The organism is Sulfurimonas sp. HSL3-2, assembly GCF_039645965.1.
GTDB lineage: Bacteria > Campylobacterota > Campylobacteria > Campylobacterales > Sulfurimonadaceae > Hydrocurvibacter > Hydrocurvibacter mobilis.
Genome location: NZ_CP147917.1, coordinates 210488 through 225019, shown reverse-complemented (window position 1 = coordinate 225019; position 14532 = coordinate 210488). Strand labels below are relative to the sequence as shown.

General features: G+C 40.5%; 17 protein-coding genes. 7 read left to right on the top strand and 10 right to left on the bottom strand.

Going from position 1 to position 14532, the window contains the following annotated elements; translation table 11 throughout:
- Window positions 1–17 precede the first annotated feature (17 nt).
- Complete coding sequence (raiA, locus tag WCX87_RS01265) at window positions 18–566, top strand: ribosome-associated translation inhibitor RaiA (protein ID WP_345980231.1); 549 nt, start codon at window positions 18–20, stop codon at window positions 564–566.
- 36 nt (window positions 567–602) lie between these two features.
- Here the strand turns inward: raiA and recG are convergent, their stop codons facing one another.
- The 8 genes from recG to WCX87_RS01225 all read right to left on the bottom strand — a co-directional run bounded on the left by recG (window position 603) and on the right by WCX87_RS01225 (window position 7863).
- Complete coding sequence (gene recG / locus WCX87_RS01260; protein WP_345980230.1) at window positions 603–2402, bottom strand: ATP-dependent DNA helicase RecG; 1800 nt, start codon at window positions 2400–2402, stop codon at window positions 603–605.
- Window positions 2403–2470: 68 nt separating this feature from the next.
- A complete protein-coding gene (locus WCX87_RS01255; protein WP_345980229.1) occupies window positions 2471–3703 on the bottom strand; it encodes a pitrilysin family protein in 1233 nt (410 codons plus the stop codon).
- Between the two features lie 41 nt (window positions 3704–3744).
- Window positions 3745–4797 carry a dehypoxanthine futalosine cyclase gene (locus tag WCX87_RS01250; RefSeq protein WP_345980228.1) on the bottom strand — a complete coding sequence of 351 codons (1053 nt, stop codon included), beginning with the start codon at window positions 4795–4797 and terminating at the stop codon, window positions 3745–3747.
- Complete coding sequence (locus tag WCX87_RS01245) at window positions 4782–5225, bottom strand: DUF302 domain-containing protein (protein WP_345980227.1); 444 nt, start codon at window positions 5223–5225, stop codon at window positions 4782–4784. Before WCX87_RS01245 ends, WCX87_RS01250 begins: the two co-directional genes overlap by 16 nt.
- 24 nt (window positions 5226–5249) lie before the next feature.
- Window positions 5250–5654 (bottom strand): transcription antitermination factor NusB, encoded by a 405-nt coding sequence (nusB, locus tag WCX87_RS01240; protein ID WP_345980226.1) that lies wholly within the window; start codon window positions 5652–5654, stop codon window positions 5250–5252.
- The gene (ribE, locus tag WCX87_RS01235; RefSeq protein ID WP_345980225.1) at window positions 5654–6121 is read right to left on the bottom strand and encodes a 6,7-dimethyl-8-ribityllumazine synthase; all 468 of its coding nucleotides are present in this window, start codon (window positions 6119–6121) and stop codon (window positions 5654–5656) included. The genes nusB and ribE overlap by 1 nt, the downstream gene beginning before the upstream one ends.
- A 4-nt stretch (window positions 6122–6125) precedes the next feature.
- Entirely contained in the window at window positions 6126–6917 is a 792-nt protein-coding gene (kdsA, locus tag WCX87_RS01230) for a 3-deoxy-8-phosphooctulonate synthase (protein ID WP_345980224.1), read from the bottom strand.
- A 58-nt stretch (window positions 6918–6975) separates the two neighbouring features.
- Window positions 6976–7863, bottom strand: coding sequence for a DMT family transporter (locus WCX87_RS01225; protein ID WP_345980223.1), 888 nt, complete (start codon window positions 7861–7863; stop codon window positions 6976–6978).
- A 75-nt stretch (window positions 7864–7938) separates the two neighbouring features.
- Here WCX87_RS01225 and WCX87_RS01220 point away from each other — a divergent pair, with 75 nt between their 5' ends.
- Window positions 7939–8691, top strand: a complete 753-nt coding sequence (locus WCX87_RS01220; protein ID WP_345980222.1) for a DnaJ domain-containing protein — start codon at window positions 7939–7941, stop codon at window positions 8689–8691.
- Here WCX87_RS01220 and WCX87_RS01215 read toward each other — a convergent pair.
- Together WCX87_RS01215 and WCX87_RS01210 are read right to left on the bottom strand one after the other, a co-directional pair.
- The gene (locus tag WCX87_RS01215) at window positions 8688–9134 is read right to left on the bottom strand and encodes a phosphoribosyltransferase family protein (protein ID WP_345980221.1); all 447 of its coding nucleotides are present in this window, start codon (window positions 9132–9134) and stop codon (window positions 8688–8690) included. The genes WCX87_RS01220 and WCX87_RS01215 overlap by 4 nt on opposite strands.
- 12 nt (window positions 9135–9146) lie before the next feature.
- Window positions 9147–9587 carry a DoxX family protein gene (locus WCX87_RS01210; RefSeq protein WP_345980220.1) on the bottom strand — a complete coding sequence of 147 codons (441 nt, stop codon included), beginning with the start codon at window positions 9585–9587 and terminating at the stop codon, window positions 9147–9149.
- Between the two features lie 138 nt (window positions 9588–9725).
- Between WCX87_RS01210 and WCX87_RS01205 the strand changes: the two genes are divergently transcribed.
- The 5 genes from WCX87_RS01205 to der all read left to right on the top strand — a co-directional run bounded on the left by WCX87_RS01205 (window position 9726) and on the right by der (window position 14519).
- On the top strand, window positions 9726–10904 hold the full coding sequence (locus WCX87_RS01205; RefSeq protein WP_345980219.1) for a mechanosensitive ion channel family protein: 1179 nt from the start codon (window positions 9726–9728) through the stop codon (window positions 10902–10904).
- Complete coding sequence (locus WCX87_RS01200) at window positions 10897–11880, top strand: hypothetical protein (protein ID WP_345980218.1); 984 nt, start codon at window positions 10897–10899, stop codon at window positions 11878–11880. The genes WCX87_RS01205 and WCX87_RS01200 overlap by 8 nt, the downstream gene beginning before the upstream one ends.
- A gap of 45 nt (window positions 11881–11925) precedes the next feature.
- Complete coding sequence (locus WCX87_RS01195; RefSeq protein ID WP_345980217.1) at window positions 11926–12510, top strand: LPP20 family lipoprotein; 585 nt, start codon at window positions 11926–11928, stop codon at window positions 12508–12510.
- A complete protein-coding gene (locus WCX87_RS01190; protein ID WP_345980216.1) occupies window positions 12510–12914 on the top strand; it encodes a hypothetical protein in 405 nt (134 codons plus the stop codon). Before WCX87_RS01195 ends, WCX87_RS01190 begins: the two co-directional genes overlap by 1 nt.
- A gap of 138 nt (window positions 12915–13052) precedes the next feature.
- Entirely contained in the window at window positions 13053–14519 is a 1467-nt protein-coding gene (der, locus tag WCX87_RS01185; RefSeq protein ID WP_345980215.1) for a ribosome biogenesis GTPase Der, read from the top strand.
- Window positions 14520–14532: the final 13 nt, after the last annotated feature.

Genomic DNA, 14532 nt, shown 5'->3' with positions numbered 1-14532 from the left:
GAACAAAAGGATAATATATGAATATATCATTAGTAGGACGTCATGTAGAACTTACAGACGCAATAAAACAACATCTAAACGCTTCGATAGAGACACTTAAAAAATTTCATCTTGATATCATATCGGTAACGGCTGTTGCTTCGGCTAATGAGAGAAAAGGCAAGACCGGGGTAAGCATCGAGTTTACCATAAACCTTGCCGGTAAGAATTCTGTTGTTATAAAACAAAACGAAATGGATCTTTACGCTGCTATCGACATAGCGATAGACCGCGCGCAAAAAGCACTTCGCCGTATGCATGACCGTGAGACAGATCATCATAAAGTCGGGATAAACGAAGCAAAAGCACATTCACAAGCAAACGGCGGTATAGATCTAAGCCAAGAGAGTGAAAATCTGGAAGATGAGATAGTCCCTGTTGAACTCGACCTATATAAACCTCGCGAAGTCGGTGATGTTTTAGAAGAGCTAAAAGACAGCGGAAAAATGTTTGAGATCTTCTTAGATCATGAAGATAAGACCCGCGTACTTTATAAAAGAAATGACGGACGTTTCGGTCTGTACTAAAATAGCTTACATGTAAGAGAACTCTTACATGTAAAGTCAGATACCCAAATCCTTTTTCACCTCTTCAACTATCTCTATATCTTCACTGAAGTCTATCCATTTATACTCTGAACCGCTTTGATGGACACCTTTTAACAGATCTCCGCTTTTACGGAACTTTAGATCTAGTTCTGCGATATCAAAACCGCTTTGTGTTTTGCAAAACTGTTCCAACCGCTCAGAACTGTTCTGATATGTAAAAAGATAACAATAACCCTTAAGACCTGTACGGCTAACACGACCGCGGAGTTGATGCAGAGTCGAAAGTCCGAGCCTTTCTGCACCGACTATTACGACAGTGGAAAGACGCGGTAATGATATCCCGACCTCAACGACTGTCGTTGCTATCAAGATGTTCCCATTCTCTCTAAAGTCCAGCAGGACTTTCTCTTTCTCTTTGTCTTTTCCGTGTGTCACATAGACATTATCAAATTTACTTTCCCAGTAAGCTCTTGCTTCATTGATACTTTGGTAATTAAAAGCTTCACTCTCCTCTACTAGCGGATAGACTAGAAGCACCTGATGGTCTTGTTCTATCTCCTCTTTTATATGTTCCAAAAGATCTGAAAAATCATTTTTATGTATCACCTGTGTTGTGATATCTTTTTTAAAAGGTGTCTTTGTTATGAGACTGACATCTATGTGAGAGGACTGTATCATCGCCTGTGTTCTAGGGATGGGTGTTGCACTGAACTGTAAGAAATGAGCTCTATTCTTGCCGTCGCTTACAAGTTTCTCCAGCAGATTTCTTTGAGCTGTCCCAAAACGATGCTGTTCATCGATCATGACAAGTGAGACCTCAGGAAGTTCCCTATACAAAAGTGCATGTGTTCCTACGATAAAATCATATTCACTGAGATCGACTTTCGAGATCTTGTTTGTCACAAGAGCTGTTTTGATCTCAGGCAGAAACTTCAGTGATTCTTCATAAAGCTGATTTGCCAGTAGTGTCGTCGGTGCCATTAAAACAGCTTTATGTGGTCTTGCCATCATCACCGATGCGAGTATGACCATTGTCTTTCCGCTTCCTACATCTCCTACTATCATCCTTTTTGCAGCCACATCTTTTGAAAAGTCTTGTCTGATATCTTCTATTGCTAACAACTGTTCATCTGTCAATGAAAAAGGTAAAGTTGCTTCCCAATCCTTATATGAAGAGTCTAGTCTATGCTTACATGTAAAGTATCTTCGTTTACTTGCCAGCTGTTTCATATTATTATAAACTTCAAGGTATTTAAAACTGTCTATATACTCTTTATGAAAACCTGCCTTAGGTTGATAAGGTGCTACCTCTTTTGGAAAGTGTACGTCTTGTATCTTTTCTATAATACTCTCTTTCAAACCTTCTGACTTGAGGTTTTCACAACTCAGATGCTTCTGCATAAAACGCATCATCGTATCGTTTCTAAGAGCAGATTTATATTTTGGAAAGAGTGCCCCTACAGTTGTGACTTTTTTTGGATGAGTCATCGTACAGTGTCCGCCGCTGCAATTTACAACACCGTAAAGAAAGTACCTTTCCCCTGTTATGAACTGTCTCATCATATAAGGTTTGGGTTTAAATATAACGGCTTCTAAAGTATGTGAAAGATTATGAGCATAGAGATTGATCTTGATCGATTTTGGAGTGCGTATAACAGAGCTTACAGTCGCATCTATCAGCTGGGCAGTTCCTACTTGTAAACTGCTGCTTAAACGAAGGTCCTCATATGTATGAGGGATGATAAGAGCTAAGTCGATATAAGAGGTGATGCCAAGCTTTTTACGTCTTGCCTCATCCTCTTTATCAAGTCTCATATTAGCTCCTTTACCAATAGTTTACTATTAGTTTAAAAGAGTTAAGATTTATATTGCAAATTGCAATATTATTTTGTCACTACCGCATAAGATAGTGAAAGGATCTCTTTATGTTTTTTGATAAAATCGTTAAGATCCTGTAGTTTTAGACCCTTGATAAGCTCTAACTCTTTTGCAGAGTACCCAAGTTCCTCGCCTTTGTAAAACTCCATAAACGTACGTGACAAGCGTTGTGAAAGTGTCTCGACTCTTAAAGGTTCGCTTCCAAGCAGAAATTTTTTAGTCTGTTCCAGTTCATCTTCTGTCACACCGCCCTTTACAAAGTTCTCAAAAACGCTTTTTACCGTTGCTTTTGCATCATCAAGTGATTCGAGCTTTGTCTGCAGATATCCGGTAAGGTATGAACTTGATTTACTTACATGCACGCGGGCATAAGCTGAATAGGCAAGTCCCTTTTTAACGCGTATCTCTTCCATAAGTCTGCTTCCAAAACCGCCCGTACCCAAGATGTATGTAGCCACACGAGCCTTATAATACTCGCTGTCTGTATCGTTCATATCATACGGTGAACCGAAGTAAAGATATGCCTGCTGTGTTTCGCGTTTGAGTACAACATCTTTTTCCTGCGCACTTGCAAGATAATGCTTCACTTCGCTTGCTTCGCCCACTTCCAAGTTTGAAGCAAGTTCTACGGCTTTTGCTTTTGCTTCATCAAGAGTCAGGTCTCCTCCGATGACAATGATGAGATTTGATAAGACAAGATGTTTCTTTAAGAAATCTTCTACTTCGTCAAGGTCTATCTTTTCAACACTTGAGATAGTTCCAGAAGCCGGATTTGCAAGAGGAGTGCCTTCAAACAGTACTTCTTTTAAAGCATTGTTCGCAACATAGTCATAGTCGCTCTCTTTTGCGCTTAACTGTCCTATGGTATCTGTCTTGACTTTTTCTAAACTCTTCTTTGTGACATTTGGCTCTTTTAAAAGAGATGCGAACAGATCGACACCCTCTTTGAACTGATCTTTAAGTGAGCTGTACTCCATCACGAACGTCTCCGCTCCGACAGATGAACTGATATGGATCGCTTTTTCATCCAGTGCAGTCGCAAAGCCGTTGCTCCCCAGTGAAAGTGTTCCTTCGTTCATCATCTTAGAACTCAGTTTTGCAAGACCTGACTTGTCGCTGATACTTCCTGCATCTTTAAAGACAAGCTGCATAGACACTATCGGTAAACGATTTTCCTCTTCAAAGATCAAAGGGATCTTTACACCTTTGACCTCGATATAGTTTATAGTTGCTGCCATTATCACCTGTCCCAATAAAAATAAAGTTAAAAAAAATCTCATTATGCAAAAATCTCTAACGTCTCATACGCCGTATTGCGCACTGCCGGAGTCTCACCGATATCACGGATAAGATTCACCATCTCGTCTTTTGCCATTCTAAAACCTGCTCCTGCACTCTTAACGACATTTTCTTCCATCATTGTGGAACCAAGATCGTTCGCGCCGAAGTTAAGTGCCATCTGCCCGATATATGGACCCTGAGTCACCCATGAACTTTGGATGTTCGGTACATTGTCCAAAAACAGTCTCGCGACTGCCAAAAGACGAAGATATCTGTTTGGTGTCTGTTTTTCCATGTCAGGTATCAGGCGTAAAAGTTCTGTATTCTGCCCTTGAAAACTCCACATGATGAAAGCTCTAAAACCGCCTGTCTCATCCTGAAGATTACGCACCATCTCTAAATGGTCAAGGATCTCTTCATCGCTCTCGACTGTTCCATACATCATCGTCGCAGTCGATTTGATACCGAGTTTATGTGCTTTTCTATGGATATCTACCCATACTTCTGAATCTATCTTCTTAGGAGCGATAATATCGCGCACTCTGTCGCTTAGTATCTCAGCTCCCGCACCCGGTATGGAAGCCAGACCTTTTACATGCAAACGTTCTAAGACCTCTTCGACACTAATACGTGATACTTTTGCTATGAAGTCTATCTCGATAGATGAGAAACCATGGATCGTGATCTGAGGATATTTCGTATGTATATGTTCTACGAGATCCTCATACCACTCGATCTTTAGCTTCGGATGGACCCCGCCTTGAAAAAGTATCTGCGTCCCGCCGATTTCCAGAAGTTCATCTATCTTTGCATCTATCTCGTCAAATGTAAGTACGTAAGCATCCTCATCTTTTTCATGACGATAGAACGCACAGAACTTACAATCCACCCAGCAGATATTTGTGTAGTTGATGTTTCTGTCTATGACAAAAGTCGTTATTCCCTCAGGATGCAACTCTTTTTTTCTTGCAGTAGCAAGGCGCCCAAGCTCTTTTAGGTCAGCTTCACGTATAAGTTTTAGAGCTTCCTCTTTTGTTAATCGTTTTTGCATTGTCCGGCTTTATTTGTAATATCTTCAAGTGCATCATTCATCTTCTGCACCATTCTCGGATCGTCGATGGCATGCTTTGATGCAAGCCATGTACCGTCTCGGTACGCCATTTTAACGGCTCCGTCACTGTTCTTAAACACTAAAATACGTATGGGCAGATCAAGTCCTGCAGTGATATCCTGCTGCATTAATGCTGTCCCCAGCTTGGGATTTCCAAAGATTATCATCTTTGATCTGTTTAAGTTCATTCCTATCTTCTTTGCATTATCTCTATGATCTATGACTGCAAATACATGCATACCTTTGCTAGTGGCGATACTTTTTATAGAATCTATTGTCTCATCGACACCGCAGATACTGTTTTTTACAATCATATCGCTGGCAAAAAGCGAGATGCTTAGAGCAGTGAAAAGAATAAACTTTTTCATGAATATAATCCCTTTATTGAGTGATTAAGCTTCTTTGTCCTTAGATATAGCGTCAAGGACACCGTTGATGAATTTCGGCGACTGTTCAGTTGCAAATGCTTTTGCGACTTCGATAGCCTCATTGATTACGACTGCAGAATCCAGTTCGCTAAAAAGTATTTCGTAAGCTCCAAGACGTAGTGTAGCACGTTCAACTGAACCTAAACGTTCAAAATCCCAATCTTTGAGATGTTTAATGATCGCACTGTCTACACGTTCTAAGTTCTCCATAACACCGTCAAAAAGTGTCAAGGCAAAGTCACGTTGCTTGTTACGTATCTTTTTCTCTTCTAGTATCTCATCTGAATGCTCTGCGATGTTCCCGTTTCCAAGGTCATACGCATAAAGCAGACTTACAACTGCCATTCTTGCCTGGTGACGAGTAGCCATTATTTGATCCCTTCATACAGGTCTAGCATCTCTATCACAGTTGTCATAGCTTCAAAACCTTTGTTACCCGCTTTTGTTCCTGCACGCTCGATCGCCTGCTCGATAGTATCAGTCGTTAAAAGTCCGAAAGATACCGGTTTTTGGTATTTTAGGCTCATCGATGCGATCCCTTTTGTAGCTTCAGCAGCAACATAATCAAAGTGCGGAGTAGAACCTCTTATTACTGCACCAAGAGCACAGATAGCGTCATATTTTCCGCTTGCAAGAAGCTGGTCGACTACCATCGGAAGTTCGAATGCTCCAGGAAGAAGTACATGAGTCAGATCAGCTTCGTCTCCGCCGTGACGTGCGAATGCGTCTTTTGCTCCCTCTACCAGTCTATCGACTATAAAGTGATTCCATCTTGTACTTACGATCGCGATCTTTTTGCCGTTAGTGACTTTTAATTTTCCCTCGATTAAATTCATCTTATTATATCTCCCTTATTTTTTTAATTTTAGTAACGAGTTTTTCAAGCTCATCTAGTTTTATCATATTTGGACCGTCGCTGAGTGCTATGCTCGGGTCAAAGTGTGTCTCAAAGAAGAACCCGTCGACTCCTACAGCCGCAGCCGCACTTGCTAAGTATGGGACCATCGAACTGTCTCCGCCGGTCTTGCCGCCTAATGCACCCGGTGCTTGAACTGAGTGAGTCGCATCAAAGATCGTCGGTGCGAACTCTCTCATGATGACAAGACTTCTCATATCTACGACTATGTTGCCGTATCCAAAAGAGCTTCCTCTCTCACACAGATAAACTCCGTGTTTCACCGAGTTCTCATAGCTCACCTCATCACATCCGCGAGTCTTTAGGACTTTTAGTACAGAGTATTTCATATCAGGAGGATTGATAAACTGCCCTTTTTTGATATTTACCTCTTTATCCGTCTTTGCACACGCTACAAGCAGATCCGTCTGACGACAAAGAAAAGCAGGTATCTGAAGCATATCCACGACCTCTGCCACAGCAGGCACCTGAGCGGACTCATGTACATCCGTGACCACTTTATAGCCAAAATCGTTTTTGACTTTTTCCAAAATACGCAGTCCCTCATCCATTCCAAGACCGCGGAAGCTGTCTAATGATGTACGGTTCGCTTTATCAAAACTGGATTTAAAATAAAAATCGATAGTCGGGTCGTTTTGATAGATCTCTAACGCCTTCGCTATTTTGAAGATGTTTTCTTCACTTTCAATAACACAAGGCCCAGCCAATAATTTCATATATTTGCCTTTAAAATAAGTAAGTGATTATAGCATAATGAGTTACATGTAAGATAAATCACTTCGCTTTTGCGACTAAAATCCCCGCTGTTATGATCAAGACTATCCCTGCCGTCGTGATGATCCCTGGCAGAGAATCCCCTAAAAACAGTCCGACTAAAATGGAAAAAGGGATGTTCGTATAGCTTACCGCTCCGATGATGCCCGCCTTACTCGCACCGTATGCTTTTGTCATATAGACCTGCGCAAGTGTCGCCAAGATTCCCATAGCAAGGACATACAGCCACACGACTCCGCTTGGCATGACAAACTCGCCTAACATAAAATCCAGTTCGGGAAGATGGACATAAGGCGAGACAAGTAACAGGATTACGGGTCCTATAGTGCCAACACCCATAAATGAGAGCACTATAGCACGCGTATCGTAAAACTTTTTAAGTTCTCTTACCGAGGTGTAGGCCAATGCTGCACCCACTCCGCTGAAGATCCCTAAGAGATCATATTTACTAAAACCAAGACCGCTGGGTTGAGTGATGAAGAGTATCCCTATAAAACCTATAAAAACGGCTATCCACCCCTTTGAAGAGAGTTTTTCACTTAAAAACGCCCAAGCAAAAAGAGCGGTAAAGATCGGTGACGTCTTTGAAAAGGTCATTGCGTCACCTAAAGAGATATGTGCGATATTGTAAAAAAACGCAAGTAGTGCAGTAAAACCCATAAATCCTCTAAAAAAGAGTAAAAGCGGTTTTCCGCCAACATGTTTCATAGGGGATCTGAGCACTGCAAACCCGACGATGAGCACACCGAACACGTTTCTAAAGAACACGACTTCAAGCGAACTCATATGCTGGCTTGAAAGCTTCGCAAACGCACCCATGATGGCAAACAGTAATGATGCAAAGAGCATATATTTTACGCCTTCATCGATCTTGATATCAAATTTCATAAGCGAAATTATATCTGTGTTAGCTTCATTTCCGTATAATTGCCTTACATGTAAAGAAAAATAAGGAGAGTTTAATTGAGTACGATTTTATTAATAATTATAGTCGTCGGAATATTTTTGTATTTATCAAAAGGATACAAAACCTACACCGCAAACTACGAAGAGCAGTTTAAAAACTTTTCAGTCTCAAAAGAAGCACTGGAGCGCAGTGAACTGGGTGTATTTGTCTCACTTACCGCAAAGGTCGCTAAAGCCGACGGCAAAGTCGATGCACTTGAAGCGGAACTTGTGGGAAATATGTTTACCGATGTGTCACGCGTATTCCCTGAACCTGAGAAGACAAGAGATATCCTAAAGCAGATCTTTAATGAGCAAAAAGATATCACAGGAAACATCGAAACTTTAGCTCAAACGCTTCAAAAACTGATCTACAGAGATAAAAACAAACAAGTCCAGATGATGGGATTTTTGATCCAGCTTGCTTTTGTCGACGGAGAGGTCAGTAAATCAGAAGAAGAGATACTGGTCACCATAGCTGAAGCGTTGCAGATAGACCCGAACATCTACCACAATATATTTGACCAGTTTGAGTCTATGATAAAAAATGCTCATCCGCAAGCGACTCTCGATGATGCATACAAAGTACTGGGCGTAAGTCCAAACGACTCTTTGGAAACGATCAAAAAAGCTTACAGAAAGTTAATTAGAGAGTATCATCCCGACATCATCAAAGCCCAAGGCAAAGATGAGAATTACCTCAAAGAAGCGACTGCTAAAACGCAGGAGATAAACTCTGCGTATGAGATGATAAAAAAAGCTAAAAGTTAAGCCTTCTTAAAATCCCTGTCCCAAAAAAAGTCTATCCAGTCAGGAGCTTCGTTTACTGTAAAATCCGGCTGATGGATAGATGTCTTTTTATAAAAAAGCGTAGCTGTCTTAAACTCCGCATCAGGGTTATCGCCCTGCAGTTTTTCCATGATCGCATAAAGTGTATCACCGCTGTCGGCGATATCGTCCACGACTAAGACACGTTTATGATTCATAAGATTACATTCACCGTAGATACAGATAGTGTCTCTTTTTACATCATTGTCATAAAGTTCCGTACGGATCGACTCGACCGCTCTTATGTCAAGACCTTCAGCCATCGCATGAGCGAGTGTCAACCCGCCGCGTGCAACGGCAACTATGACCTCAGGGTCAAAACTTCTTACCTCATCGATAAGTTTACATGTATCGTCTCTAAAATTTTCGTAGCTATAGTAAATCATAGCAGCATTATATCAATCTTTTTTAGCAAAAATATAATTATCCAGACTAAAACGCCCTGCTCCGTGCGATAAAAAGATCACTAAAAACAGCATATAATAAACCGGTATCTCAAAACCGTTGTTTCCGCACTCAAAACCGTTGTTTATATGAACCGTAAATATAGCGACAAGCATAACGACTATCAAAGGGATAGAGATAATACGGGTAAAGAGTCCAAGAGTCAGAAGCACTACACCCGTTATCTCCGTCGTTGCCGCCATATAAGCATTTAGCTGAGGGAAAGGGATCCCTAGTGACGCGAACCAGTCACCTATGGCACCGATGTCACTCCATTTTCTCATAGCCGGCCCGTAAAAACCGTAAGCTAAGACTAATCTGGCTGCAAGAAGCGACAATGATCTTAATCCATCCGCCAAATTTTCAAATTTGGCATAGCACTCTTTCAGATTCATAACGAACTCCTTTTTACGGACATCATAGCACATTAAAGTATAAGTTAAAATAATATAATTATGGTAAACAAAAAAGTAATTTTGCTTGCTTTCAATATTTTATAGATAGAATTTTAAAAATGCCCCCAAGGAATAGATTTGGACAATAATGCAACTTATACGATGAAACTGGGAAAAGAGCTCTATCATTTGCTTGAACTTCTCTTCTCAAAGTGGTTTACTCTCCCCAGTGGTGTTGTGGACTTTTTCTCTTATGAGATCATAGGGAACTCTCTTTCAAGATGGATCTTTTCAATAGTTATATTTGCAATATTCTTTGTTTTAAGAAAACAGATAACAAGACTCATTCAAAACATTCTTAACAAGATCTCAAACAGCATACAGTCGACTGTCTCCACACCGTTTTTCAACACTATCCACAAGCCTCTGAGATGGAGCATTCTGCTGGTCGGATTCAATATCTCCATATCTGCTTTGAGTTTTAACAAAGAGTTCGACACCTTTTTAATAGGTCTTTCCAACTCCGTAAAGATATTTTTGATAGCATGGATCCTGTTTTTAGTCGTCGATTTCTTGTACAGCGGTTCACGAGTATTCCTTAAAAAAAGTCATAACCAGTCCTTTTACAACTTTATGAACCTTTCTAAGAAATTTGTGAAGATTATCATCGCCGTTGTATCGATCATCTTTTTTCTTGATCTGTGGGGATACAATGTAAACGGTCTTATCGCATCACTCGGGCTTGTAGGTATGGCAGTAGCACTCGCTGCACAGGATACGACAAAAAATATCTTTGGTGCATTGATGATATTTGCCGATACCCCTTTTAAAGTCGGAGACTGGATACAAACGCCGCAAGCAGAAGGAACGATAGAGGAGATCGGGATGCGTTCTACCAAAGTCAGGACTTTTGAAGACTCGCTTATCAGTGTCCCAAACGGTGTCGTAGCAAATACACCTATCACCAACTGGTCGGCTATGACAAAAAGACGCATCAAGATGACACTGGGACTTACATACTCAACTACACCGGAGCAGATGAAAAATATTTTAAAAGAGATGAGAGAACTTCTGCAAAACGATCCGGACATCGATCAAAAAACCATATTTGTAAACTTCACGGAGTACAGTAGCAGTTCGCTAGATATTTTCTGCTACTTCTTTACAAAGACTACGGTATGGGGAGAGTACCTGAATGTCAGAGAAAAGATCAACCTGGAGTTTATGAGGATAGTACAAAGCAACGGGGCATCATTCGCATTCCCGTCTCAATCTATCTATATCGAAAAAAACACTACAAAGGATACTAATGTTTAAAACTCTTATTTATCTTATTTTAGCCCTTGTCATCACAGGCTGTGGCCTGAAAAAAATGGAGGACAGACCTCCGTTATGGTATACAAACCCGCCTAAGGACACTACATTTATCTATTCGACGGCATCTTCTAAGACGATGCAGAGTGCCCGTAATATCGCAGTTCTTTCAATAAACAGAGATCTAAATACAAAAGTGATGGAGCTCTTTAAATCTTCAAATAGTCCCTTAGAAATAAAGAACGAATTAGAGTATAAAAACTTGATGCAGACATCTATGAAAGTCGTAAACAGCATCGTATTTCACGGAATAAAGACCATCAACAGCGCACAGTTTCATTCACAGCAGCTTATTCTTATCTCCGTATCAAGAGAGATGATATTTCAAGAGGAGAAAAAGAAACTTGACGCCATCTACGAGCCTCTGAAAAAAGAGTTAGAGACGATCGACACCTTAACTCCGATCGAGCAGTATGCTGTGCTTAAACCTGTCACATCCAAGTTAGATGAGATCGCAGTACTGGCAGCCTTACTGCAAACGGTATCTACTGGATATGATGCCAACGAATACTTTGCCTTTGTCAACAATACGAAAGAGATGATAGAGAAGATCGACGACTCCACGGCGCTTAGAGTTTTAGGTGATTTCAATTCATTACGTTTAGTGCGCTACATTGAAGGAGGACTAAGCAATGAGTCGCTTTTAGTAAATAAAACTCTTGAGAAAAAGAACAGTTATAACATCTTTATAATGACGACGGTAGATGAAAAGATGGACTATCAGTTTTATAAAACGACGTTAGGAGTCAAGACCATCGTTGCGACAAAAGAGAAAAAAATCATATCTGAAAAGATGCATACCTTTATCGGTAAATCAAGAAAAAGTAACAACGATGCCAGACTGCAAGCCGAATCAAGCGTAGAGAAAACAATACGTTCTTTCGGCATATTTGATTTTTTAGGATTAAATAAAAAGTAAGAAAAGGTATGTATAATTATTAATACAAAATAACAGGAGTTATGCATGATTAAAAATTTTAAAACATTAGCGATAGCAGCAGTTGTAGCGGCTACATTTGTAGGTTGTGCTAAACCTCAACCGGCACAAGATGAAGGTGATTTCCGTTGTAAGCAAGATGGTGTACTTGCTCCAAAATGGACTTGTAATCCTCAAAGTTATGAAGGTGCGATCGTAGGTCTTGGAAGTGCTCCGCAAAGTAAAGCGGGTATGAACTTTACAAGAAATAATGCAATGGCAGCGGCTCGTAACGACCTGGCATTTCAGATCGAAACACAAGTAAAAGCAAAAGTCGAGAACTTTGTACGCGGTACGGGTGTAGGCGATAGCGAAGTAGTTGACAGCGTTTCTACTCAGGTTTCAAAACAACTTGCAAAGATCAAGTTAAACGGTACAAAACAACTTGAATCATGGCAAAATCCTAAGAGCGGTACACTATATGTTCTAGTAGGTGCTCCTGAAAACTCTGTAAACGAAGAGGTCAAAAAACAGATTGTAAAAAGCTCTCATAACAATGAAGATGCTTTATGGCAACAATTCCAATCAAAACAAGCACTTGATCAATTAGAAAAAGATTTTCCTACTGAATAATGAGAGTAATTTTACTTTCATTGCTTATTGTTTTTTTTGCAGGCTGTAACAAAGATGCTGCACCTGCAAAAGAGCAGACTACAGTATATCCTGCATGGATAAACAATCCAAACATCGACGGCGTCACAGGCTCGGTCGGGAGCAGCGGTCCCCATTTTAAAGGTCCTGCCTATCAACGTAAACTTGCTATCAGCAGAGCTTTAGATGAACTCGCACTGCAACAAGGAGTAGAGATAGACCTTGTCGCAAAAAGAGAGCAGACTGCCAAAGATGACGATGTACATTCAACTATGGATATACAGACGCAGCAAAGAGTTAAAAACTCTAAAGTCACGGCTCACATAGAAGCGACTTTCCTCGATCCAAAGACTAAAGAACTGTTTGTTTGGATGGTTTTAGATTAAACTTTTGTTCACCTTAACGGTGAACTCCTTTTTTCGCTATAATTACACAAAATATTTAACTTCAACAAAACATTTTTACAAATCGTTTAAATTTTTACTGTTTATAAAAATGTTTTTAATTACCTACAAAGAGATACTATGAAAAAAATAGCCATAATTGGCCAGCCGAATGTTGGAAAGAGCTCACTGTTTAACCGTCTGCTTAAAAAACGTGATGCCATTACATCCGAACAAGCGGGAACGACACGTGACGTAAAACGCCGTATTGCACAGATCCTGGATAAACAAGTAGAACTTCTTGATACAGGCGGATTGGATAAAGGGTGTGAACTTTTTGACAAGATAAAAGAAAAATCACTTGAAGCTGCCGAGAAAGCCGACATCATACTTTATATGGTCGACGGAAAAACTCTGCCTGATGCAAATGACAAAAAACTTTTTTATCAATTAGAGTCTCTCGGTAAAGATGTAGCACTCGTCGTCAACAAGATAGATAATGACAGTCTAAAAGAGAAACTTTGGGATTATTATGAGTTCGGTACGGATCTGATATTTGGTATCTCTGTTGCACACAACCGCAGTATTAATCCTCTTATAGAATGGCTGTACGAACTTCTGCCTGATGAAGACAAGATAGCAGAAGAGGAAGAAACGGACGAAGATGAAGATGAGTTCGAACCGACTGTCTATGACTACGTTCCAGAGGATGAGGACAGTGAAGAGGGTTATGTCGACTTTGATGAAGAGGATGTAGAAGACGACTCTATATTCGGTATGAACGACATGATAAAAGAGTTTGATCCAGAAGACTTGAATCACATCAAAATAGCGATTATCGGCCGTGTAAACGTCGGAAAAAGCTCACTCTTAAATGCTCTTCTCAAAGAAGACAGATCAGTTGTCAGTAATGTCGCAGGGACTACGATCGATCCGATCGATGAAAGTGTCGACTATCAAGGCAAAACACTGACATTTGTCGATACTGCGGGTATCCGCCGCCGCGGTAAGATAGAGGGGATAGAGAAGTTTGCACTTATGAGAACAGAGCAGATGCTTGAGAGTGCAAATATGGCACTTGTCGTTCTTGATGCGTCAAACCCTTTTATAGATCTTGATGAGAAGATCGCCGGTCTTGTCGATAAAAACTTCCTAGGTTGTATCATCGTTTTAAACAAATGGGATATAGCAGATAGAGAGAACTATGACAAGATCATACAAGATGTACGTGACAGATTTAAATTCCTTCACTATGCGCCGATCATAACGATCTCGGCAAAAAGCCATCTTCGTGTAAATAAACTGCTTGACATGATATTGGAGATAAATGAGAACTTTTCTCAGCGTATATCGACATCTCAGTTAAACGAAGTACTTGGCCGTGCGATGCGCCGTCACCAGCTGCCTTCTATGCATGGACAGATCATCCGTATCTACTATGCGACTCAGTATGAGACGAGACCGCCGAGGATCGCTCTTATTATGAATAAACCAAGAGGTCTTCACTTTACATATAGAAGATATCTGACAAATAAACTTCGTGAGGCATTTAACTTTAGCGGTGTTCCTGTACTGTTCAAAGCGAAAAAGCGCGGCGGGGGAAAATAGTAAGGCAATAAAA